The sequence below is a fragment of the Undibacterium sp. Di26W genome (assembly GCF_049340265.1).
Classification (GTDB): Bacteria; Pseudomonadota; Gammaproteobacteria; order Burkholderiales; family Burkholderiaceae_D; genus Undibacterium.
The window spans coordinates 120444-144758 of the sequence record NZ_JBMPOR010000016.1; the positions used below are offsets into that span (position 1 = coordinate 120444).

The following is a 24315-nucleotide window of genomic DNA, read 5'->3' on the forward strand; positions in this document are numbered from 1 at the left end:
CATACTGCTAAAATAGCACACTGTTAAGACTATTCGCACCTTAAATGCCGTCTCTACCTGCAACTGTGCAACACCGCTTGCGTCATTTGCTGCTGAATGCCTTGACGTTTGCGCTGTGCTACCTGAGTGCCAATTTGCTGGCTCAACAGCAGGGCATAGTGCGCCATGCCGCCTTGCCATTTGAGGCCAGCATTCCATTTTTGCAATGGATGATACTGCCCTACCTGAGTTCGGGTATATTTTTCTGCCTGGTGTTCTTTATGGTGAAGACGCAGGATGAATTGCGCGTCATCAGCCAGCGCCTGTTACTGGCAACGGTGGTGGCAGCGATACTGTTTGTGATCTACCCGCTGCAATTCAGCTGGCCCAGACCTGTCATCGAGTCAACCTGGTGTGCGTATCTGTATGCGTCACTGACCCTGATGGACAAGCCCTATAACCAGTTGCCGTCGCTGCATGTCTGTTATTGCATCCTGTTCTGGCAGGCCTTGCACCCGCACATACGCTCCCGCCCTGGACGCATAGCGCTGGCAGCCTGGCTGACGCTGACTGCTATTTCTACCGTCTTCACTTTCCAGCATCATGTGCTGGACCTGGTGGGGGGTGTCTTGCTGGCGTTTTTTTGCATCATCATGATTACCCCCAAGAAAAGTGAACCCCATGTGGCTTTTTACTATCTGGTGGCAGCCTGTGCGCTGTTGTCTACCGGGGTCCTGGCCTGGCACAACCCGTTAGCGCTCTACATGACAGGCAGTCTGCTGCTGATCAGTCTGGCGTATTTCCGGCGTGACCGCAATTTTCTGCACAAGCATGACGGCCGGCATCCGTGGTGGATCTGGCTCTTGTATGCGCCGTATCTGCTGGGTTACCGGCTGACCTGGCATGCGGTGGTCTGGCGTGAACGGCACAAGCCAGTTGTCATCAAACTCACGGAACAATTATGGGTCGGCCGTCGCCTCAGCGATAGGGAAGCCCGCCTGTTACCGTCAGATTGCAGCATCATCGACCTGGCCAATGAACTGAGCGAAACCACTGCCCTGCGTACCCATGCCTACCAGTATTTCCCTCTGATGGATTTGCTGACACCGGCACCGGATACCGTGCGTGAGGTATTGCAACACATGCGTGCAGAAATGGATGCCGGCAAGATAGTCTACCTGCATTGCGCCATGGGCTATAGCCGATGTATATTGCTGGCCAAACTGTATATGTCACAAGGGATACTTGCCAGATAATGAGCTTTTCCATCTACCAACTGAAACCCCGCTTCCAGCAACTGCTGCAACCTGTATTGGCCAGCCTGGCAAAACGGCGCGTCACGCCCAACCAGATCACGCTGCTGGCGATGCTGCTGTCCATCGCGTATGGCATTGCACTGGCCTGCTTTCCCCAGGACACAAGACTGTGGCTGGGCCTGCCGCTGTTCATGTTGGTGCGTATGGCCTTGAATGCGATAGATGGCATGCTGGCCAATTTTACGCAGCAAAAAACAGCCTTTGGTGCCATCTTGAATGAAGTGGCTGACCAGGTGTCGGATGCGGTCCTGGTCTTGCCCTTTGCACTGGTAAGCGGGATCCACCTGCCCTTGCTGATTGCGGTTGCCATGCTGGCGCTGCTGGCAGAATTTGCCGGTGTGGCTGCCTTGCTGGCAGGGTCTACCCGGCGTTTTGATGGCCCCATGGGCAAAAGCGACCGCGCTTTTGCCTTTGGTTTGCTGGCCCTGCTGGTGGCCTTTCAAATAACAGCCACCTGGCTGAATGCCGTGTTGGGGATAGTCCTGCTGCTCTTGCTATGGACCTTGTTCAATCGGATAAAACGGGCATTGCCGCATCCCGCTGCGCCACCGACACCGTAAATATTCCGGCAATACCCAACTGGGTAGCCACTTTGCGGCAACCTATGCTGGCCACCAGGGCATCCATTTCTGCCTGGGGCCGTGGCCGCATCTGCCACGACTGGCCCCGGTGATTATTCAGGGTACGGGCGATCATCACCAGTTGTGGATGCCAGGGCTGGCCGGTGTAGATCAGATGGCCACCGATTTTCAATTGCTGCTGTATGCCGCGCAGCGACGCCAGCACCAGCACATTGTCGCTGAATAATTCATGCAGGCCGGATACGATGACGATGTCATACGTCCCCTCTTCTACCGGATAACTGGTGCCGGCAAAAGCATCGCGACATTGATAGTTGATAGTGTTTTTTAATTGCAGGCGTTCTGCCAGTTGACGCGCCTGATCCAGATTGGCCTGGTCAAAATCCCGCAGGCTGATTTCTATATCACGATTCTGAAAACGCTTGATGGTTTCCAGCACATAGCGGCCACCACCGGCAGCAATATCCAGTATGCGTACAGGCTGGTCTGCCGGGCATTGCTGTATCAGATCAGACAGTGTTTGCTGCATCTGCATTTTGCGCTGGCGTATGCCGCGCCAGCCTATGGCATCCAGATAACCACGGTCTATCATGCCGCCTATCAGCAAATGGCCACCGGCCTGATTACGGTAGACATAGTCCAGTGATGCACCAGAATCAAAACCATGTTGCAGGCCGATACGCATGCCATTGCTTAGCTTGCCGAGATGCCCCAGCATGAATTTTTGCAGGCCGTAAAAGGCATTTTCCAGCGCGCCACCCAGCTTGCCCTGCTGCAGGGCCAGGTATTGCTGCGCGCTCTGGCTTTGTGTATCGGCCTTGAAGTAATGCTGTACAGGCGGCACGTCACGTGCATAACATTCAAAGATAAATTCCCTGGCCGCTTGTATGGCTTGCTGCACCTGTGCATCACTCTCATAAAAAATCGCATGGTGACAATTTTCTATCAGCACATAACGCTTCAGGGGCGAAGAAATGCGGTCATAAAACTGCTTTTGCGGTGCCTGTTTAACGACATAATCCTTGTCAGCAACCAGCATCATGACCGGTACGTCTATCGCCTGCGCGTCCTGCACCACCCGTTTGGCGGTATCGGCCAGATCCAGCAAAACACGGGCAGAAATATTCTTGGTGATCAGTGGATCAGCATCATACGCCCTGGCCTGCTCGACCGAATGGGTGAGCATGGACGAACGTATATAACTGGTGACAAACAGATCCGGCTTGAAGCAGCTGGCAAAACGCAGTGCCGGCTTTGCCAGCGGCACATACAGGTTGATATCAAATGCTGCCGCTGCCATGACCACACCACGCACACGCGGCGCATAATCATGCAGCCAGGTGGCGGCGATCACCGCGCCCACGCTGTTGGCGACGATGAGCATGTTTTCTTTGGCGATGCCATAGTGACTGCTGATGTGATCAATGAAACTGTCAAAATCACGCACCATGGTTTGAAAATCAGGGGCATCACCGCGTTCACCCGGCGAATTGCCATGGCCACGTGCATCCCAGGCAAAGGCCCAGTCATTCACAAAACCAAACTGCTCGACCAGCGGCCCTATGCGACCAGAATGTTCATGGCCACGGTGTAGAAATATCAGCGCCTTCTGTGATTTCTGTGCCTGGTCTGCAGCAATCGCCAAGGGTTTCCAGATACGGTAAAACAGGCGCGACCTGTCGTGGCTGTCAAAGCCGGATTCACTGCATAGCCATTTGGTTTGTAGTTGTGTTGTCATGCATAGTCCTTCATTAGCTATCATTTTTTGTAAACGCTGATTTTTTAAAACAGCAAACCCAGATACAGCAAGGGCGCAGTCAGCACCAGGCTATCCACCCGGTCCAGTATGCCGCCATGGCCTGGTATCAGTTCAGAGAAATCTTTGATTTTGAGATGTCGTTTGGCTGCTGAAAAAATCAGATCACCGGCAAAACCGCCGACAGACAGCAAGATGCCCATCAATAGCAAATACAGAGGGGTGGCCAGATGCAGATAACTGCCCAGGCCGGTCGATACCAGCATGGATATCACGACGCCGCCCAGCAAACCCTGCAAGGTTTTATTCGGGCTGATGGTGGGGGCGATGGTCTGCTTGCCAAATATTTTTCCACTGACGAACTGGGCGATATCGTTCAGGGCCGTGACGACAAACAGGTAAAAAAACCAGGCCAGCCGGACTTCGTTTGAAAAGGGCAAGGTCAATAAATTCAGCATGAAACTGAGGCCATAGCACAGCAGCAGAAACAACATCAGCAGCAATTGATTGCGTTGCCGCCAGATGAAAAACTGCAAGGCTTGCAGGCATAACAAGGCAGGTAAAATCAGGCTGGCATCAAAGGCATTCACATATTGCAAGCCGACTTGCAGCAACACCAGCAGCAGGCAAGACAACAAGAAACGCCAGCGTGGCCCGGTATAGTGCAACGACAATTCACGCACCGCCAGCACCACGATCAGCAGCGCCATCAGCAAAGGGCCAACGGGATACAGGAACAGGCTCAGGCTGACCACGGGAAAAATAAACCACCAGGCATTCACCTGCTTGCGCAACTGGCTCTGGGGTGCGCTATGCCTGCCTACGCCCACACTTGCGAAAGCCAGCAACAGGTACAGCATCAACATGGCACCCACGGTAGGATTGCCGGCAAGAAAATTGGAAAACACTGATCAACCTGGACAACAATAAAGATATGCCAGTGTACACCGACGTGTGCTGCACTTGTTTTTTTAATATGTAAGCAGAAGAAACAAATGGCATGCGGGCGCATCACGCAGGGATTACGTAACAAAAAATACAGGGGTTGCGCAACAAAAAAAATCCAGCGCAATGTTCTTTTTGATTGCGGGCCTGGCCGCTTGCTTCCCTGTGAGGCCACGCAATCGCCACAACCCCCTATCTTCCCACTGAGCGCGCTGCGCGTTCAATGAGAGAAGCGACCACCTCAGGATGGCTGACCAGCGACATGTGACTCGACTTCACAGTCATACTTGTCGCACCGATGTGCTGGGCCAAAGCGCGCTGTACATTGGGCTGAAGGGCCTTGTCATTCTCTGTCACGAGGTACCAACTGGGCTTCTTGCTCCATGCTGCCGTTGTTACTTTGTCGGCAAATGTGCGAGCCGAGATCGGCTGTTGTGTCGCCGCCAGCAGTCGCGCCTTAGGTACAGACACATCACCCGCCATGACTTGCCGATAGGCCACTGGATCGTCGAGCCATATCAATCCTTCCTTGTCCGGTGTCAGCCCTTCCATCGGCGACGCCAGGCGGTTCAGCATGTCACTCACAGATTCCCCGCTGTCCGGCACCAGTGCGGACAAGTACACCAGCCCCTGCACATTGTCGGCGTTGCCAGCTTCAGTCACCACCGCCCCAGCCCAGGAATGACCGACCAGGATAACGCCGCCTTTCTGCCGCTCCAGAACACGCCGCGTCGCAGCAACGTCATCGGCAAGAGAGCTCAGTGGATTTTGTACCGCCGTGACATGGTAGCCCTTGCGGTGCAAGATTTTGATCACAGGCAGCCAGCTTGAGCCATCGGCAAAGGCACCGTGCACCAGCACGATGTTGCGCACCGTTGATGGGGGTGTGGCCGCGCCAGACAAGGGCGTAGCGAAACTGGCCGCCAGGGCCATGACCCAGGCCGACCAACGCCAAAGATTGAATTTGATGTGCATAGTAGACTCCTGCTTAATTAAAAAATGGATATCAAAAACCCGAAGGCAAGTAATTTTTTCATGGCGTCTTCAAGGGTAATTGATCAGCCCCCTAGAATCCGCTAACTGATGATTGCTGTCCAAGACAGAATATGGGATAGTTGAGACCTGAAAGGACTCAACTATGCTAGATCTGCGCCAACTCCGGTATTTCATTGCAGTGGCCGAGACCGAAAACGTCGGCCGCGCCGCAGAGATACTCCACATCTCGCAATCGCCACTGAGCCGCCAGATCAAGCAGCTTGAAAATCAACTCGGCGTGCTGCTTTTCGAGCGCAACAAGAAACGGCTGCGCCTGACACAAGAAGGACACGACTTGTTGGGCGAGGCACGCGCACTCGTGGCAAATGCCTTGCGTGTCGAGGCGTTTGGTCGCCGCCTGGGGTCCGGTACAGTGGGGCGGCTGGCGATCGGCTACGTCGAAGCTGCCTTGCATGCAAACCTCCTGAGCCCGGCGCTGCGACGGTTTCGACGCATCAGCCCGTCGGCCGCGCTGTCGTTACAGGGCTTGGGCACCGCAGTGCAATTCGAGCGCCTGCGTCAGCGCACTCTGGACCTTGGCTTTACCTACCGCGCACCCGAGCAATCAGCCGATCTGAGCAGTGCGGTAATTATTGACGAGCCGCTGTTACTCGCCATGCACAAGGATGACCCACTGTGCAAATCGAAAAAAATCCAGCCGAAGCAACTTGATCAGCGCCCATGGATCGCCGTCGTCCGTCAACCGGTCGATACGATACGCCCCGCATTGCTGGCGGGTTGCCAGCGAGCCGGCTTCTCCCCCGATATCGTCTATGAAGCCTCGGACCCGCTATCATCGCTACATCTGGTCAGCGCAGGTGTCGGGCTGGCGGTGGTGCAGGCAAGCCTGGGTAATGCCTATGCACCGGAAGATGTCATTTTTCGCGAAATTCCATGGCTGGATCTGCGGGTCAGCGTGCACCTCGTTTGGCGCACGGACGAACAGCGGCCACTGGTGACCCGGTTTCGCAAGGCAGTTCTTCAGGCTTGATTTAGGGCCAAAACCTAGTCAGGACGTAGGTAAGAATAGAGCAGCGTAATCGTACGCAGGTCTGCCACGGTTGGTTATCTTCAACTGTCGGTTTGCCACACAAAATACAAAACAGTGAAGTCCTTCCGCCGGGATAAAAGGCAAGGCAATTTGAAGCGCCTTCGTCATTGTCGGGTGCACTACGTGTGATTACGCTGCGCTAAATCGCACCGAAATAAAAAAGGCTACCGTGATGGTAGCCCGTTTTATCCAGCCATTAAGACTTAAGCCATGCTGATGCGATTGCGACCACTCTGTTTGGACACATACATGGCGGCATCGGCAGCGTCAATCAATTCGGCGGCATCGATCGTTGATTCCAGATCTGCCACACCGCCAGAAAAACTGACCGAGAAATGGCCGTTTTCACAATGGTGTTGTATCTTGGCAAATGCGACCCTGACCTGATCCAGCACCTTGCGTGCCATGGTCGCGGTCGTGTCCGGGAAGATCACGGCAAATTCTTCACCACCGTAACGTCCGACCAGATCACTGCGGCGCAGACGTTGTCGCAACAGGCGTGCCAGCGTACGCAAAACCTGGTCGCCAGCAGGATGGCCATAGGTATCATTGATTTCCTTGAAGTGATCCAGGTCTATCATCGCCAATGCCAGCGGTGCACCGTTGCGACTGGCTTGCGATATCTCGGAAGCCAGTTGTTCCTTTATGGCGGTATGGTTGTAGAGGCCCGTCAAGCCATCGCGCATGATCAAGGCGCGCAAAGAGCGATACCGCTCTGCCCGGCTGTACAGCGATGACTTCAGGTATTCTGGTGCGACCGGCTTGGTGATGAAATCATCGGCACCGGCGCGTACGGCATCGAGTTGCTTGGCCCGATCGGCTTCGCTGGATAAAAACACGATGGGTACATCAACATACGAATTGTCCTGGCGTATCATGCGCGACAACTCAACCCCGCTACAGACCGGCATATAGACATCCATCAACACCAGTTCGGGACGGAAATCAGTCATCACCGTCAGTAGCTGCGTAGGGTCATTCAGCAGGTAGACATTCATGCCGGCATCGCGCAAAATCGCGCCATAAAATTTCGAGGTAACGGCATCATCATCAATGATGAGCACGCGATAGCTCTTGTTTTCATGGAACTGCAAGATGCCTTCTATGCGTTCGGTCAGGGCCACCACATCCACCGGTTTGGTGAAGTAACCATCACCACTGGCACGTACCGCCAGCAGACGCGATTCAAAACTGCTGGAACGCGAGACAAACACGGTAGGAATGCGGAAACGTTCTATCTGCTTGATGCGGGCAATTTCTTCTGCACCGGCGATCTTGCCTTCGGGGAAGCTGAGTTCAATCACGATCACATGCGGGCGCCTGCTGGCTACCGCCGTTGCCAATGCCCGCAGATGGCTGATGCGTACGACTTCATAACCGAAGTGTTCCAGCTGGTCGGTAATTTCCTGATTCTGCGCTTCATCTTCGTCCACAAGGTAAATCAGGTGGGGGTCACTGATATACCGTTCTTCTTCCTGCACGCTCTCTGCGACGCCATTCACTGGCGTGGTGTCATGCTTCAAGGCATAGTCAAAATAGCGATTCATGTCGGCGGAATAGGCATTCAGCTCTTCCACCGTCCAGGGCTTGCCTTCCAGATGCGGCTTCAGCACGGCTTCAAAGACCCGGGCTTGGGCGCCGATTTCGGCAAAACCGAAAGTCCCGGCAGACCCGGCCATGGTATGTAGATGCCTGTGCAGCACGACCATGGCTTCTCTATCGTCCGGGCGATCTTGCACCTCCTGCAAGGTGCTCAGGATTTCGTGTATTTTTGACGGCAGTTTCTGCAGAAAAACGGCTTCCAGGGCACGCAGCTTTTCTTGCAGGCTATCATTTTTGTCTGACATTTACGGCTTCTCCTGCCATAACTTACGTACTTGCGTCGATAATTCCATAGGGTCAAACGGCTTGGCGATCACGCCGATGGCACCCAGTGATTTATAAAATTCCATCTCGGTGGTCTGCACCTTGGCCGTCATGAAGATCACGGGTGTGGCCTGGGTGCCTACCAATTTACGTAATTCGGCCAGCGTGGTCGGGCCATCCATGTTCGGCATCATGACATCCAGCAGCAGCAGGTCTGGCACGTATCCACCACTGACTACCTCAATGGCATGGGCACCTGAACTGCAGGTTTTCAAGCTAAAACCACCAACAACCTCGAGCGCTATCTGGGCCACGGTTTGTATGTCAGCATCGTCTTCCACATACAGAATGTTGGCGAGCGTTACAGAAGTCATTGCTACTCCTTATTGCGATAGATGAAACAGATTGTTTCAGGATAAATCAAGATTACTCGCAAAACAACAATAAATCCTGCTCATTATCAGAATAATCATCATTCAAAGCGCCCTCGGCAACAAGTCAGGGCTTGAATCCTCCTTTTTGTTTTCACGATACATGTATATTTTGAAATAATTATCCACTTATTCGTCAAACAAGCAAGATTATCATTACCACAAGGGAAGTAATTGACGAAAAACATGGCCTAACGCTATAACAGCCGAAATATCTTGTACTGCAACATTGGCTGTTTTCCTGTTTCTGTACAGCGTTGATATCCATTTTAAAAAAACACCTGTTTTGTAATATGATCTGGCGAAAAATTAATTCAATTTATAGGACTTCTGATGCGCCCCCTGTTGACCGCTGTATCCCTTATCGTTTTACATCTTGCTCTATCCAGTCATGCGGCCCAGGCCCAGCAAGTCCAGGAAGCCCCGTTGCGTGCACATTTGGCATTCTTATCTGACGATTTATTGGAGGGGCGTGGTACCGGGCAACGCGGGGGCGATCTTGCAGTGCGCTACCTCGAAACGCAAGCGGCGGCGATGGGCTTAGTGCAGCTACCGGGCGCAAATGGCTATCGGCAAACTGTGACACTGGTTGGTAGCCAAACGCTCAGTAGCAGTCAGCTCCGTTTTGAAACAAACAAAACTAGCCTCTCGCCAGTCATGGGGGCCGACATTGTGTATGGTTCTTCCAACGGCAAAACCGAAAATGATGTCGACGTTCCGCTGGTGTTTGTCGGCTATGGCGTACGTGCACCAGAAGAACATTGGGATGATTTCAAAGGCGTCGATCTGAAAGGCAAATTGCTGGTAATGATGGTCAACGATCCTCAGCCGACCATGGACGAGCCAAATCGTTTTGGGGGAAAGGCGCTCACCTATTATGGCCGCTGGACATACAAGTTTGAAGAAGCCGCACGGCAAGGTGCCGCAGGGGTGTTATTGATTCACACTTTGCCTTCAGCCAGCTACGCCTGGAACGTGCCACAAACATCTTTTAGCCACGAACGCTTTAGTCTTGGCAAGGATGGCAATGCGCTGGAAGGCTGGATACAGGAAGATAATGCCAAAGCCTTGTTCGCTGCGGCAGGACAGGACTTGGACGCGCTGCGTGCACAAGCCGAAACCCGTGAATTTAAACCCGTTGCACTCGATGCAAGGATACATGTCAGCTTGCGCAGTGCCGTGCGTAAAGTGGAGCAGCAAAACGTCATCGGCATGGTACCTGGTAATGACGCAAAATTGAAACAGCAGGCCGTAGTGTATTCGGCACACTGGGATCATCTGGGTATCGTGGAAGAACCCGGCAAACCTGCACAAATCTGGAATGGTGCCGTGGACAACGCTTCCGGTGCAGCTGCCTTGCTGGCCATGGCGCAGGCTGCGGTAACACATCCTGCGAAACGTACGCAAATTTTCTTATGGCCCTGTGCGGAAGAACAGAGCTTGCTTGGTAGCGCGTTTTACGTTCAACATCCCTTATGGCCACTGGAAAAAACTGCGGCCGATCTGAATTTGGATAGCATGAATTTTGTCGGTAAAACGCAGGACATGGGAGTAGCAGGCAGTGAGCACAGCAGCTTGCTTAACAGCGCTGCAGCCGTTGCCAAAAAAATGGGCTTGCGCATTGCGCCGTCCGTTCCCGATTTAGGTGGTGCCTTCTTTCGCGCCGATCATTTCAACTTTGTGCGGGCGGGCGTTCCCGCATTTAATGTTGGTTCCGCTGTATTTTCTGGTGATGGATCGTTTGCGTTTGATCATGATGCAGAACAAGAGGCAGCACAAATGAAAGCGTTTAAAAAAGACTACCATACCCCCCGTGATCGCTACTACCCGGCATGGGATTTAAGCGGCATGGTACAACAGGCGCAATTTACTTTAAATCTGGGCTATGCGCTTGGCAACGACGCCACTATGCCGGTCTGGAAAAAGGATGCAACGTACCGACGTGTAGCGAAGTGACGGGGTGACGGAATCAGGCAGGGACGACGGATACACCCTTAGCTATCCCTGCTGCAATTCCATTACCGTGCTGCTTCATTGCAGCACGAAATCACTACGCCCGGCTTTCATCTTGTTCAAGCTATTTCAGCGAAAAATCCACCCGGTTCGGACTGCCCTTGTCCTTGATGCCATCGGCATTCAGTTTGGGGGCAATCAGGAACAGTCTTTCGCGTTCAACACCTGACACATCTTCCAGGTAATCGCGTACGACATCGGCACGTTTTTGGGCCAGGCTGCGCAAGGCGTCCGGCGTCACCTGGGTATTGGCGAGTATCATTTTTTCTGCTTCTGGCGTTGGCAGGGTCTTGGCCATGCCGATGGCATTGCGTGGCTTGGTGAATTTTTCTGCCTGATAGACTTCTTCCACGTACTTGGCTTTTTCTGCTTCGGTGATGACGATGTCATCTTTTTTGACGGTGCGGTCTTTCTGATGCACGTCTTTCCATTTCAGTTCACGCATTTTTTGCAGCAGCAATATCTGGCGTATGCCATCTGCATCCGTCGCCGGTTCAACACGGCCTATGATGTCCAGCTTCAGGCTACTGCGGTTCTTGAGTGCCTTGGCCAGATTGTCGAGCTTGGCGGTAGCAGCAGGCGTCAGGCTGGTCTGGCCGGGCAGAAATTCGGTATAGGCCAGTTCTTCACCACCACCAAACATCGAACCCAGCAAGGCAAATGGTGATGTCACTGCTTTGGTAATCACGTTCATGAAGACCTTGAATATGATACCGCCAACTGAAAACTGTGGGTCCGACAAAGAGCCGGTAATCGGCAAATTAATCGCAATACGGCCCTGGTTATCACGCAGCAAAGCAACCGCCAGCATGACGGGCAGCTTGGTCGCAGTCGGGCTGTCTACTCTTTCGCCAAAGGTCAGTTGATCAAGGCGTACATCATTTTCTGCCTGCAATTGCTGGTTTTCTATGCGGTAAGACACTTGCATGGACAACTTGCCTTTTTCGATGACGTAACCGGCGTACTTGGCTGCATAGGGCGTCAGCCGAGTCAGCTCCAGCCCATTGGCGCTGGCCTTGACATCCATGAAGACAGGATTCGACAGCGGATTCAGCGTGCCCGAAATCACCAGTGGCGCATCGTCATCGACCTTGCCATTCAATTCTATGGTGGCAGGTTGTGGATTGTCAGAGGCGATTGCGCCTATGGTACCGGCAACACCGGTCAGGTTGGCGCTGTAATTCGGTTTGACGAAGTTGTCGGTGAAGTTGATATTGCCGCCACGCAGCGTGGTCTGGCTAACGCGTATCACGACGGGATTGGATTTTTCAGGCTTGGCTGGCAAAGGTACGGTGACAATAGTCGTGGTCGCGGTTTTGCTGGTGACGGGCTTGACTGTTGCATCATCTGCCGGCGCCGTGGCGGTTGTCTGCCCGACTGCAGGAGCAACAGCAGTCGTGTCGCCGTCCTCCACATCGGCCTTCTTGGTGCTGAGTATGGTCTGTATATTCAGCTTGCCTTTGGCAGACAGGATGGCGCGCGCATAGAAATCATTGAGTGCCAGTTTTTTCAGGGTCACCAGCTGCTTGTCACCACCGATCTGGGCGCTGAGGCCATCCATGGAGATGTTTTTCCATTCCAGGAAATCTTCATCCGCACCGTTTTCCAGCAAGTGGAAATCATTCAGCGCCAGCATGCCTTCGTAATTGATCTGCCGGTTGCTGTCGAGTACGTTGTTGAGATTCAATTTACCTTTGATATCTGCCCGACCACGTGTCAATTCCGCATTCACATACGGTGACACATAGGGAAACAAGGCCGATACCGGCAAGCCCTGGCCATCCAGGTTCATGGTGATATTTTTCAACAGGGCGGATGCAGTTGCATCCAGGCTTAGCTTTGATTTCTTACCTATATTGGTTTGCAAAGTCATTTTGACTGGCTGCGACATATCACTACTGAGTTTTTCTGCATGCAAATTAAAGGCATCCAGTTTCAGTTTAACTTCTGGCGACATGGATTTATCGTTGAAGCTGACCGCACTGTCCTTGAAGTCAAGGCTTGCAAGATAGACTTTCCAGGTTGCTGCAGCGGCAGCGCTGGTCGAGTTGGCGGCAGCGTTGGTCGAGTTGGCGGCAGCGCTGGTTGTGCTGGCAGCACTATCCACTGTTGCAGGTGCAGCCGTGCTGACGCTGGTGCTGGATTTCAGCCATTTCTTCAGGTTCAATACCGCTTGTTCATCCCGTCGCACATCCGTCACCAGGCCGTCGAACAGCACACTGCCTATATTGACTTGCTTGCTTTCCATGTTCAGGGTCAGCTTATCTACCGTCAATGCTTTCAGATTGAAACTACCATCGTCGACAGACTTGGGCTTGATGGCGAACTGGCTGAGTTTCATACCCAGATCATCGACTTGCACCAGGCCTTTTTGCACTTGCAATTGTGCATTCACGTCGAATTTCCCGCTGACACTCGCGAGTAAATAATTGCTCAGCAAAGGCTGATAAGTAGCCAATGACCATGAATTTAAAGCCAGTTGTGCTTTTACCGTGCCAATCAGTGGCTGTATCTCACCTTCCAGTTTCAGGCTTTCATCATTTTCACCATTGAGTGCAAACTTGAACGCAGCAGCTTTGGCGTCGGCTGCAGACGACAAGCCACGCGCGGTCAGGCTGATATCTTTCAGGTTGACGGTCTGTGCAGGGTTGGCATGTTTGGCATCACGGAAATGCAAAATCCCTTTTGACAACTGTAGTTCTGCCAATTGCTGCAAGGCAGCGACCGGTTTTGTTAGGCTTACGGCTGGAGACGATGCGGCTGAAGCAGCCACCACTGGCGCTACGGCACTCTTATTATTTGATTTGCCATCTTTAGGCGGGATAGCCGGAGTTGCCAGGTTAGCCCAGTTCAATTGGCCCTGCTGATTGATATCCAGCCAGATTTCTGGCGCTGACAATTCCAGCTTGCTGATGCTGGCTGCTGCCGTCATGACATTCACTTGCTTGATTTGTGCGTGCAGGCTGCCGAGTTTCAGCAAGGGTGCATCTGATTTATCAGTAACATGGAGCTCATCCAGATGCACGTCCCCTGCCAGTAATAATTCAGGGTGGGTATTCTTGCGGCTGAAAATCAAATCCAGTTTGGTAGACAATTTTGCGTTCTTGATTTGTACCGGCAAGGCCACAGGCACATAGGGCAGGTACTGGGTCAGGTCCAGCTTGTCGAGGTCGATTGCCAGCGAGGTATCAAGGCTATTGGTAAACGGCCGGGCCCTGCCCTTCAAGACAAAATTCGACCCATTTACTTTGGCCGACAGCATGGGTTCGACAAAGCTTTCCACCTGATTGGGGAAATTGGACACAAAGGGCACACCAATTTGCAGCGCTTCCACCTTGAATTGTTCATTGACAACCTTGTCGTCGATATCTATCCTGCCGCCGGCCACCTGCAAGTTGGCCAGTGAAAAACGTGCCTGGGAATCACTCTTGGGCATGGCAGCGATTTTGTCGAGAACGTCGCTGAAGTTATACCGCCCATAGCCTTCACCCGCGCTGCGGATGATGTGCACATAGGGTTCGGTAACCCGGACTTCATCCACGATCAGCGCCTGCCGGAATACCGATGCCAGTGACAGGTTCAGTACCAGTTCTTTGACTTTGACTGCAGGTGTGCGCTGGTCAGCTTCATACAGGTTCAGATCTTCTATCGTCAGCGCCAGTCGGAAAGGTGAAAAACGAATATCCCCCATATCCAGCTTGCGGCCTATCTGCTGCTGCACTTCTTCGGTAGCGATGCGCCTGACCACGCCGGGCAGGAAGGCCCAGCTCAAGGCAGCAAACAATAACAGCAAACCGACGAAACCTGTTGCCCAACGCCCCAAATGCCAGCGTTGAATAGCATTCGTCATTTTTTGCTTTACTGTTGTCATGATCAATTCTTTGCTTGTGTCTATTGTGTCTACCTGAAGAACATTATAGGACTTACGCAAAATTGTCCCAGCAAGGCTGCCGCTTTTAGGAAACCTCCCTTGCAGGGGAAGTTCGTTACGTCGGCGGACAATATATTGTCCAAAACCCCGACTACACCGCGGCGACGAAGACAGTACGAATGTACGCGGCTCCTAGGAGAGGAGCTGCAACGCAGTTGGGGCGGTTTTGCGTAAGTCCTACATTATAGTCGTCACTGGCAACGATAGACAGGGAAGCACCAGAAAACCCACCTGAAGAGAGGTTAAAGAATGTCAATCAGCAAAGAAATTTTCAGCTGACTATCCCTGCAAACACCTTGGCCTGTGAAGGATTGCCGGCGATGTGATACGCCAGATCTGCCGGCCTGGCGATGGCCCATAAGACAAAATCGGCTGCCTTTCCGACTTCCAGACTGCCGGTTTCAGAACCCAGGCCCAAGGCACGCGCTGCATGACAAGTCACGCCCTGCAAGGCTTCCAGCGGGGTCATGCGGAACAGGGTGCAAGCCATATTCATGGTCAGCAGCAAGGAAGTCATGGGCGACGTACCGGGGTTGCAATCCGTTGCCAGGGCTATCGGCACGCCAGCCGCACGCAATGCCGCCAGTGGCGGGTATTGGGTTTCGCGCAAAAAGTAAAAGGCCCCCGGCAACAGCACGGCCACCGTGCCGCTGGCTGCCATGGCGGCGATGCCTGCATCCGACAAGTATTCAAGATGGTCGGCAGACAAGCCCTGGTATTTTGCCGTCAATGCAGCCCCGCCCTGGTCAGACAATTGTTCGGCATGCAGTTTGACTGGCAGGCCGAATGCCTGCGCTGCCTGGAACACGCGTTCAGTCTGCGCTGGTGTGAAGCCGATTTTTTCACAAAACACATCAACGGCATCCACCAGGCCTTCGGCCACCAGGGCTGGCAACATCTGTTCACACACCAGCTTGATGTAATCGTCGGCCCGCCCTGCATATTCTGGCGGCAAGGCATGCGCGCCCAGGAACGTGGTTTTGACGCGTACTGGAAACTCATGCCCTATGCGTCTGGCCACGCGCAGTATGCGTGCCTCGGTTTCCAGGTCCAGGCCATAGCCGGATTTAATTTCCAGCGTGGTCACCCCTTCGGCCAGCATGGCATGCAGGCGTGGCAGGCTGGCGGCCAGCAATTCATCTGCGGTCGCGGCACGGGTGGCACGTACGGTGGCATTGATGCCGCCACCCTGCCTGGCGATGTCTTCATAGGCGACACCGTTCAATCGTGCTTCAAATTCATCGCTGCGATTGCCTGCATACACCAGATGGGTATGGCAATCGATCAGGCCAGGTGTCAGCCAGCAGCCTTTGCCATCATGGGTTTTTGCCGTGATATAGCCAGCCGGCAGCTCGGCTTGCAAACCCAGCCAGGCGATCTTGCCATCCTTGACGGCGATGGCCGCATCCCGGATGTCAGCATAGCCATCCGTCATGCAAGCCAGGTGCACATTGATCCACAAACTGTCCCAGGATAATTCAGTCTGCACCATCAGCTATCACCCATATTCAGGAATTGTATGCGCATCAGGTACAGCACGCTGCCTTCATCGGCATGCAGGTTCAGGCGTATGCCGCCGTGTTCATGCTCTTCATCAAACAGGCAGCAATCGTAGGCTTGCAAGGTTTCACCGCTGGACAGGCGGGCACTGCCCTCCGCGCAAAACAGCAAGAGCTGCTGGGCGTCATTGGCTTCGATGAAATGGCTGCCGGCTTCCAGCCTTTGCATGTGATGGGTGCAGACATCGCGCCGCGTCATCATGTTCAGGTCCAGCACACTGCCATGCAAGAGTTCGGCATTGATAGGGGTTTCGCCGTGGAACTGGTGCGGCAAGCTGTCTTTTTTCAGGAATATGCTGCTGGCATGGCTTTGTTCGCTATCGCTATGCAAGATCAAGCCATCGCCTGACAGAATCGCCAGGGTCCGGTCAATCTGGTTGAAATGCGAAAACGGGCCATTGCTGCTGACTTCGGCGGTGCTCAAGCGCCAGACAAAATGATCCAGACTGGCCCCCGGCGGAAAAATCGCCAGCTCAGTCGTGCTGCCACCGCCATTTTTCCATGGCATGGTTTGATAGTCTAGTCTTGTCCACTTACGCATAGTCTTCAGGAGTTGTCGGGCCAAACACAGAATGGCTTCTTCAAGCTGAAGAAGCCACCATCCTGTTCCAGCCTAAAAAAAATCAGAATAAATATAAATTCTGATACAGCTGTTGACATTGTGCGCTCAATTGGCCCTCCACCACCAGCGTTTTCGCAGCTTCGATATCCGGCGCAAAGAAACGGTCTTTGTCATAGAAAGCCACCTTGTTGCGCAACAACTGGTGTACCTGTTTCAGCATGCCCGAGGTTTGCAAGGGCGCGTGGAAGTCTATGCCCTGGGCCGCTGCCAGCAATTCTATGCCAACGATGGTGGCGGTATTGTGCGCCATTTCATGCAGGCGGCGGGCACCATAGGTCGCCATACTGACATGGTCTTCCTGGTTGGCCGATGTCGGTATGCTGTCCACGCTGGAAGGATGGGCATGCGATTTATTTTCAGATGCCAGTGCTGCTGCCGTCACATGGGCAATCATGAAACCCGAATTCAAACCGGACGATGGCACCAGGAAAGGTGGCAAGCCAGAGATCGAGGCATCAATCAGCAAGGCAATGCGGCGCTCGGAAATGGAGCCGATTTCTGCAATCGCCAGCGCCAGGGTATCTGCCGCAAAAGCCACTGGCTCTGCATGGAAATTACCGCCAGAAATGACTTCACCGGTTTCGACAAACACCAGCGGATTATCAGTCACCGCATTGGCCTCGATCAGCAAGGTGCGGGCAGCATTGTTGATGATGTCCAGGCAGGCACCCATGACTTGTGGCTGGCAGCGCAGACAATACGGGTCTTGCACACGTTCATCATTGACGAGGTGGGAGCGGCGGATTTCACTGCCTTCCAGCAGGCTGCGATAAATCTGGGCAGTCGCCATCTGGCCGGGCTGACCACGGCTGGCATGGATGCGCGGATCAAACGGCGCATCACTGCCCTTGGCGGCATCGACTGACAAGGCACCGGTAATGGTAGCCGCTTCCAGCAAACGTTCTGCCAAAAACAGGCCATTCAAGGCCAGCGCCGTAGACACCTGGGTACCGTTGATCAACGCCAGGCCTTCTTTGGCGGCCAGCACGACAGGCTGAATGCCAGCTGCCGCCAGCGCTGCTTTGGCCGGCACCAGCTTGCCATTCACACGGGCATCGCCCTCGCCCAGCATAGCCAGGGTCATATGCGATAAAGGTGCCAGATCACCAGACGCCCCGACCGAACCCTTGACCGGGATAGTCGGCATGATGCCGGCGTTATACATGGCGATCATGCTGTCGATGACCGATGCACGTATGCCAGAATACCCTCGCGCCAGACTACCAATTTTCATCGCCAGTATCAGGCGCACGACTTCATCCGCAATCAATTCACCAGAGCCGACAGAATGCGACAGGATAAGATTGCGCTGCAAGAGTTCCAACTGATCATCCGGAATACGGGTCTTGGCCAGTTTGCCGAAGCCAGTGTTGATGCCATAGGCGGCATCCCCCTTCGCCACGATTTTATCGATGGTGGCGGAGGACGCATTGATGGCGGCATAGGCGCTGCCAGCCAGCTTCAAAGGCTGGGCTTTGGTCCAGATGGCGCGCAGATCAGTCAGACTGAATTCGCCGGGTTGGATTTCAAAATGGGTGCTCATGGTTTTTTCCTGAATACTTTTAATAATTGTGTGGTCAGATTCGAGGGGCAATCTACTCCTTCCCCTTCAAGGGGAAGGTCGGGATGGGGATGGGTTTCTCGTGTAATCTGAATTCTTGGTCAATCAACCGAAACCCATCCCCACCCTTGCCCTCCCCTTGAAGGGGAGGGAATATGAAAATAAAATACTATTAACGCGATAAATAAAATCGGTTTACTTGGCAGCACCCTTAATCATAGGCAATTTCAAACCCTCACGCTCCGCACAGGCAACCGCCTGCTCATACCCCGCATCCGCATGCCGCATGACGCCAGAGCCGCAATCATTCACCAACACCCGCTCCAGGCGTTTTGCCGCAGCATCCGTACCATCCGCAACGATGACCATACCAGAATGCTGGGAATAACCCATGCCCACGCCACCACCATGATGCAGCGATACCCAACTGGCACCGCCAGCGGTGTTCAGCAAGGCATTCAGCAAAGGCCAGTCGGACACGGCATCGGTGCCATCGCGCATGCCTTCGGTTTCGCGGTTGGGGCTGGCGACCGAGCCTGTGTCCAGATGATCACGACCAATAACAATCGGTGCTTTCAGTTCGCCACTCCTGACCATCTCATTGAAGGCCAACCCGGCAATATGCCGCTCACCCAGGCCAAGCCAGCAAATGCGTGCCGGCAAACCCTGGAAGGCGATGCGCTCGCTTGCCATGTCCAGCCATTTGTGTACGCCTTTATTCTGCGGAAACAGTTGCTTGATTTTGGCATCGGTCTTGCGGATATCTTCCGGATCACCCGACAGGGCTACCCAGCGGAACGGCCCCTTGCCATCGCAGAACAAGGGGCGGATATACGCAGGTACAAAGCCAGGGAAATCAAAGGCATTCTTGACGCCGGTATCAAACGCCACCTGGCGAATATTATTGCCATAATCCACAGTCGGTATGCCCATGGCATGGAAATCCAGCATGGCTTGCACATGCACGGCGCAGGCTTGTGCGGCATCGGCAGTCAGCCTGGCATGCTGGCTTACGTCTTGTTGTGCGGCCTTCCATTGTGCGACAGTCCAGCCTGTCGGCAGGTAACCATTGATCAGGTCATGGGCAGAGGTTTGGTCGGTGACCAGATCAGGTTTCATGCCACCGGCTTTTGCCCGTTTGACCAATTCTGGCAAGACCTCTGCGGCATTGCCAAGCAAGGCAATCGATACCGCTTCTTTGCGGTCACAATGATGTTTGATAAGGGCCAGGGCATCGTCAAGATCTTTGGCTTGCTTGTCGACATAACGGGTACGCAGGCGAAAATCGATACTCGATTGCTGGCATTCTATATTCAGCGACACGGCACCGGCAAAGCTGGCGGCCAAAGGCTGCGCGCCACCCATGCCACCCAGGCCGGCGGTCAATATCCAGCGCCCGCCCCAGTCACCGTTGAAATGCTGACGCCCTGCTTCGGCAAAGGTTTCATACGTCCCCTGGACGATACCCTGGGTGCCGATATAGATCCAGCTACCGGCAGTCATCTGCCCATACATGAACAGGCCCTTGCGGTCGAGTTCATTGAAATGTTCCCAGTTGGCCCACTTGGGCACCAGGTTGGAATTGGCGATCAGCACGCGTGGCGCATCTGCATGGGTCTTGAACACACCGACCGGTTTGCCGGACTGTATCAGCAGGGTTTCGTCTTCTTCCAGCTGTTTCAGCGACGCCAGGATCTGGTCATAGCATTCCCAGTTACGGGCAGCGCGGCCTATGCCGCCATACACCACTAGGTGCTTGGGGTTTTCTGCGACGGCAGGGTCCAGATTGTTCTGGATCATGCGGTAGGCCGCTTCGGCTACCCAGGTCTTGCAGGTTTTTTCTGCACCATGCGGGGCGTGAATTACGCGGCTGGCATCCCAGCGGGGATCGTTGTTCATGTCTCTCTCCATCAACAAATGCAATATAGAAATCCGGTCAAAAAATAAAGCCGGATCAGATTTGAACCATTGGAATAAAGTTTAAGTTGTATATACAACTTTTGCAAGCAAATATTTATGAGCCCATGAATATTTTTCGGTACCTGCAATATTGGCGTAATCTTACCGAACCATGCCGTTAACGCCACTGTCCGTAACCGGCCAGCAAGCCGACAATGAACACATCGTCACCCACAAATGAAAGGCAAACCCCATGTCCGTCGTTACTGAAGTTGCTGCTGCCAGCGGCTCTGAAGCCCTGGCCCATTTTTCTGATTCCCTGCGGTTCGAAACCGATTGCTGGGATACCCACCACGCCATGTCCGAAGGCAAGGCCGATTTCGTTCTGCTTGACGTGCGTAGCCCGGAATCCTATGCCAGCGGCCATGTGCCGGGTGCCATCAACCTGCTCGGGGGTAAAATCATCGCCTCGAAACTGGCCAGCTATCCAGCCGATACCCTGTTTGTGACTTACTGCGCCGGCCCGCATTGCAATGGCGCGACGCGGGCCGCAATCAAGCTGGCGCAACTGGGACGCCCGGTCAAAATCATGATAGGCGGCATCACCGGCTGGCTGGATGAAGGCTTCAGCCTGACGACTGAAGTGGCAGAACTGGCATAGCGCATGGCCAGGCAATTTTATCGCCGCTTTGGTGGACAGCCGGATACTGGCTGGGAGGCATGGGTTTCTGATATCAGCGTAATAGAAACGCATCCGTCGTGAATTGACTGAAACCCGTCCCCATCCTTACCTGTCCGCCGCGCAGCTTGCAAGCTGCTTGGATTCTGTCGGCACAAAGCATGCTTTGTGAAACCCCGATGTCATCCCCTTGAAGACTAAGGGGCAATATCAAGCATCAAAGCCGCCATCCGCCTTCAGATTGGCACCGGTAATAAATGCCGCATCTTCGCTCGCCAGATACGCCACCAGGCTGGCAATCTGTGCGCCCGTACCGTATTTGCCAGTCGCCATGTATGTGCGCATGGTGTCGGCAAAGGGGCCGTTGGCAGGGTTCATTTCTGTATCTACCGGGCCGGGCTGCACATTATTGACAGTGATGCCGCGTGGGCCAAGGTCACGCGCCAGGCCGCGAGTAAAGGACGCCACTGCACCCTTGGTCAGCGCATACACAGACAGGCCCGCTACCGGTACAAAATCGCTGTTGACGCTGCCTATGGTGATGATGCGGCCACCTTCTTTCATATGGCGCTGTGCTTCTTGCGTGGCGACAAACACTGCCGTCACATTGATGGCCAGCAGGCGTTGGTAGTCGGCCATGCTGAAGTCGTCAATGCTGCCAAACACGGCTGCCCCTGCGTTGTTGACGAGTATGTCCAGCCCGCCCAATTCTGCCGCTACGGTGTTGACGGCCTGTTTGACGGCATCTGCATCCTGGGCATCGGCACGTATCGCCAGCGCCTTGCCACCGGCAGCACGTATGCTGGCCACGACCTGTTCTGCCTGATCGCCGCTGCTGGCATAGGTAATTGCCACTGTCGCGCCGTCACGTGCCAGCTTTTGTGCGATGGCGGCACCAATACCGCGTGAACCACCGGTAACCAGGGCTACTTTGCCATTCAGTGTGGTGTTTGCTTGTGTGTTCAAAATTTGTGTCATGTCGTTCTCCTGTGTAATTTAAATAAAGGTGTTAATGAATTGCTGTTCAATCCGTGATTGGATGAAGCTATTTTCTACCTTTAAAGTGATTACAAATAGTCCATAATCGATTACATTACTTTCAACCAAAGGTTGAAAGTAAAAGGATCATCATGGAAACACTGGCGAGTATCGAGTCATTCGTCCGCAGTGCCGAAGCAGGCAGCTTTTCGCAGGCGGCGCGTAATCTGGGCTTGACGCCGGCGGCGGTCAGCAAGAATGTCGCCAAGCTGGAATCGCGGCTGGGCATACGGCTGTTCCAGCGCAGTACGCGCAGCCTGGTGCTGACGGAAGCGGGGGAAGTATTCCTGACCCAGATCAGGGGTGGGCTGGACAGCATACAGGCGGCCCTGGCGAATGTGGAAAACGTTGCCGGCAAACCCGCTGGTGTATTGAAGATCAGCCTGGCGCTGACTTTTGGACGTGATTATGTCTTGCCAGCGGTGAATGATTTCGTCAAGACTTACCCCGACGTCATCCTTGATCTGCATTTTGATAACCGCAGCGTAGACCTGGTCGCCGAGGGCTTTGATATCGCCATCGGTGGCGGCATAGAACTGGTGCCAGGCGTGATTGCGCGTGAAATCGCGCGCGCCCATGTGATACCGGTTGCCTCGCCCGCCTATCTGGCTGCCCATAAGATGCCGGTCAAGCCTGCGGACCTGGCGACATTGGATGGCATCATCCGCCGCTCACCGCAAAGCGGCCGGCTGCGCTCGTGGACATTGCGCAATGCCGCAGGCGAAGAAGCCGCAATGGAATTGAAGACGCGCATCATCATGGATGACCCCGAAGCCATGTGCCACGCTGCCCTGCTGGACATGGGCGTGGCCATGGTACCCAAGCTGCATGCCCTGCCCTATCTGGAAAGCGGCAGCTTGCTGCGCGTGCTACCAGCCTGGCATGCGGATATTGGCCCCATTGCGCTGTATTATGCCAGCAGCAAACTGATGCCGGCCAAGACCAGGCTGTTTGTCGATTTCATCCTGATGCGCTTTCGGGAGCTGGATATCACTGGCAAGTTTTCTGCCTTGCCACGAAAAAAATAAGTGCTGCCAGTGGATATGTTCGCCATCCCTGCCTGCCTATGAGAAAATGCAGCCACCACCCATTTTTCTAGCGCCGCCCATCCTGTGAAACCCAGCAAGCCAGATATCCCAGCCTTTCAAGTGATCAAAGATACCCTGCTGAAGGAAATCCAGTCAGGCAAGTGGAAAGAAGGCGATGTCATTCCGGCGGAAACCACGCTGGCTGGCCAGTTTGGGGTGTCGCGCATGACAGTCAACCGTGCCATACGTGAATTGACCAGCGAGCAGATACTGACGCGCATACAGGGTTCCGGCACCTATGTGGCGCAACAAAAATACCAGGCCACGCTGGTGGAAATCAAGAGCATCGCCGAAGAAATCCGTTCCCGTGGCCATGCCCACCGCAGTGAATTGCATGAGCTGAAGGCAGAAGCCGCGACCGAACTACTGGCGGCAGAATTCCAGGTCAAGGCCGGGCACCCGCTGTTTCATTCGGTCATTGTTCATTTTGAAAACGAAGTGGCAATACAGGTCGAAGACCGCTGGGTCAATTCCAGCGTGACGCCGGAATACCTGCAACAAGATTTCAGCAGCATGACGCCGAATGAATACCTGGTCGCCGTCGCCCCCCTGCAAGGCGTTGATTACCGCATCGAAGCCGTGCTGCCCACTAAACTAATCGCCGACATGCTGCACATCCCGACCAAAGAAGCCTGCCTGGTCCTGCACAGAAAAACCCGCTCACAAGGCATGATCGCCACCAGCGTCACCATGTGGCATCCGGGCAAGCGCTATCAATTTGCGGGTAGTTTTTAACTGCAAGACCTCTCAACACAGAGACACAGAGGGGGCACAGAGGTCACAGAGAAAAGCTCATTTTCAATTTGAGTTCAATTTCTGCACTTCTAAAGCCAGACTTCTGTAGTGGTCTAATAATAACGGACACCGAGATAGGTGGGATAATTCACTTATTGAGGAAAAGAGATGAAAGCAAAAAGAAGAACATTTGAGATTGGCTTTAAGTTGCAAGTTGTCCGTATGGTGAC

At 53.8% G+C, this 24315-nt stretch carries 18 protein-coding genes; 7 read left to right on the forward strand and 11 right to left on the reverse strand.

From position 1 onward, the window contains the following. Window positions 1-44: 44 nt before the first annotated feature. Together ACO0LM_RS18435 and ACO0LM_RS18440 are read left to right on the forward strand one after the other, a co-directional pair. Window positions 45-1235, forward strand: coding sequence for a phosphatase PAP2 family protein (locus tag ACO0LM_RS18435; RefSeq protein ID WP_423038745.1), 1191 nt, complete (start codon window positions 45-47; stop codon window positions 1233-1235). Then, window positions 1235-1855 carry a CDP-alcohol phosphatidyltransferase family protein gene (locus ACO0LM_RS18440; protein ID WP_423038747.1) on the forward strand — a complete coding sequence of 207 codons (621 nt, stop codon included), beginning with the start codon at window positions 1235-1237 and terminating at the stop codon, window positions 1853-1855. Before ACO0LM_RS18435 ends, ACO0LM_RS18440 begins: the two co-directional genes overlap by 1 nt. Here ACO0LM_RS18440 and ACO0LM_RS18445 read toward each other — a convergent pair. The 3 genes from ACO0LM_RS18445 to ACO0LM_RS18455 all read right to left on the reverse strand — a co-directional run bounded on the left by ACO0LM_RS18445 (window position 1803) and on the right by ACO0LM_RS18455 (window position 5552). Beyond that, a complete protein-coding gene (locus ACO0LM_RS18445; RefSeq protein WP_423038749.1) occupies window positions 1803-3614 on the reverse strand; it encodes a bifunctional alpha/beta hydrolase/class I SAM-dependent methyltransferase in 1812 nt (603 codons plus the stop codon). The two genes, ACO0LM_RS18440 and ACO0LM_RS18445, sit on opposite strands and share 53 nt — an antisense overlap. Before the next feature lie 44 nt (window positions 3615-3658). Beyond that, complete coding sequence (locus tag ACO0LM_RS18450; RefSeq protein WP_423038751.1) at window positions 3659-4540, reverse strand: phosphatidate cytidylyltransferase; 882 nt, start codon at window positions 4538-4540, stop codon at window positions 3659-3661. A 229-nt stretch (window positions 4541-4769) separates the two neighbouring features. Then, entirely contained in the window at window positions 4770-5552 is a 783-nt protein-coding gene (locus ACO0LM_RS18455; protein WP_423038753.1) for an alpha/beta fold hydrolase, read from the reverse strand. Window positions 5553-5715: 163 nt separating this feature from the next. On the opposite strand from ACO0LM_RS18455, the gene ACO0LM_RS18460 reads away from it, so the two are divergent. Then, window positions 5716-6603, forward strand: coding sequence for a LysR substrate-binding domain-containing protein (locus tag ACO0LM_RS18460; protein WP_423038755.1), 888 nt, complete (start codon window positions 5716-5718; stop codon window positions 6601-6603). A gap of 263 nt (window positions 6604-6866) precedes the next feature. Here ACO0LM_RS18460 and ACO0LM_RS18465 read toward each other — a convergent pair whose 3' ends face one another. Next, a complete protein-coding gene (locus ACO0LM_RS18465; protein ID WP_423038757.1) occupies window positions 6867-8510 on the reverse strand; it encodes a diguanylate cyclase in 1644 nt (547 codons plus the stop codon). Further along, window positions 8511-8903 carry a response regulator gene (locus ACO0LM_RS18470; protein ID WP_423038759.1) on the reverse strand — a complete coding sequence of 131 codons (393 nt, stop codon included), beginning with the start codon at window positions 8901-8903 and terminating at the stop codon, window positions 8511-8513. 390 nt (window positions 8904-9293) lie between these two features. On the opposite strand from ACO0LM_RS18470, the gene ACO0LM_RS18475 reads away from it, so the two are divergent. Beyond that, window positions 9294-10916 carry a M28 family peptidase gene (locus tag ACO0LM_RS18475; RefSeq protein ID WP_423038761.1) on the forward strand — a complete coding sequence of 541 codons (1623 nt, stop codon included), beginning with the start codon at window positions 9294-9296 and terminating at the stop codon, window positions 10914-10916. A 121-nt stretch (window positions 10917-11037) separates the two neighbouring features. Here the strand turns inward: ACO0LM_RS18475 and ACO0LM_RS18480 are convergent, their stop codons facing one another. From ACO0LM_RS18480 to hutU, 5 genes are all read right to left on the reverse strand, one after another. After that, window positions 11038-14844, reverse strand: a complete 3807-nt coding sequence (locus ACO0LM_RS18480) for a DUF748 domain-containing protein (protein ID WP_423038763.1) — start codon at window positions 14842-14844, stop codon at window positions 11038-11040. A 331-nt stretch (window positions 14845-15175) separates the two neighbouring features. Then, a complete protein-coding gene (gene hutI, locus ACO0LM_RS18485) occupies window positions 15176-16396 on the reverse strand; it encodes an imidazolonepropionase (RefSeq protein ID WP_423038765.1) in 1221 nt (406 codons plus the stop codon). After that, window positions 16396-17004, reverse strand: a complete 609-nt coding sequence (locus ACO0LM_RS18490) for a HutD family protein (protein ID WP_422984836.1) — start codon at window positions 17002-17004, stop codon at window positions 16396-16398. The genes hutI and ACO0LM_RS18490 overlap by 1 nt, the downstream gene beginning before the upstream one ends. A gap of 82 nt (window positions 17005-17086) precedes the next feature. Further along, on the reverse strand, window positions 17087-18628 hold the full coding sequence (gene hutH / locus ACO0LM_RS18495) for a histidine ammonia-lyase (RefSeq protein WP_423038767.1): 1542 nt from the start codon (window positions 18626-18628) through the stop codon (window positions 17087-17089). A 213-nt stretch (window positions 18629-18841) separates the two neighbouring features. Further along, entirely contained in the window at window positions 18842-20545 is a 1704-nt protein-coding gene (hutU, locus tag ACO0LM_RS18500) for a urocanate hydratase (RefSeq protein WP_423038769.1), read from the reverse strand. Window positions 20546-20798: 253 nt separating this feature from the next. Between hutU and ACO0LM_RS18505 the strand changes: the two genes are divergently transcribed. Then, the gene (locus ACO0LM_RS18505; RefSeq protein ID WP_423038771.1) at window positions 20799-21206 is read left to right on the forward strand and encodes a rhodanese-like domain-containing protein; all 408 of its coding nucleotides are present in this window, start codon (window positions 20799-20801) and stop codon (window positions 21204-21206) included. 228 nt (window positions 21207-21434) lie between these two features. Here the strand turns inward: ACO0LM_RS18505 and ACO0LM_RS18510 are convergent, their stop codons facing one another. Beyond that, a complete protein-coding gene (locus ACO0LM_RS18510; RefSeq protein WP_423038773.1) occupies window positions 21435-22202 on the reverse strand; it encodes a 3-oxoacyl-ACP reductase family protein in 768 nt (255 codons plus the stop codon). Window positions 22203-22354: 152 nt separating this feature from the next. Between ACO0LM_RS18510 and ACO0LM_RS18515 the strand changes: the two genes are divergently transcribed. Both ACO0LM_RS18515 and hutC read left to right on the forward strand, forming a co-directional pair. Further along, window positions 22355-23290 (forward strand): LysR substrate-binding domain-containing protein, encoded by a 936-nt coding sequence (locus ACO0LM_RS18515; protein ID WP_423038775.1) that lies wholly within the window; start codon window positions 22355-22357, stop codon window positions 23288-23290. Window positions 23291-23374: 84 nt separating this feature from the next. Next, window positions 23375-24085 carry a histidine utilization repressor gene (gene hutC, locus ACO0LM_RS18520; protein WP_423038777.1) on the forward strand — a complete coding sequence of 237 codons (711 nt, stop codon included), beginning with the start codon at window positions 23375-23377 and terminating at the stop codon, window positions 24083-24085. The last annotated feature ends 230 nt before the right edge of the window (window positions 24086-24315 follow it).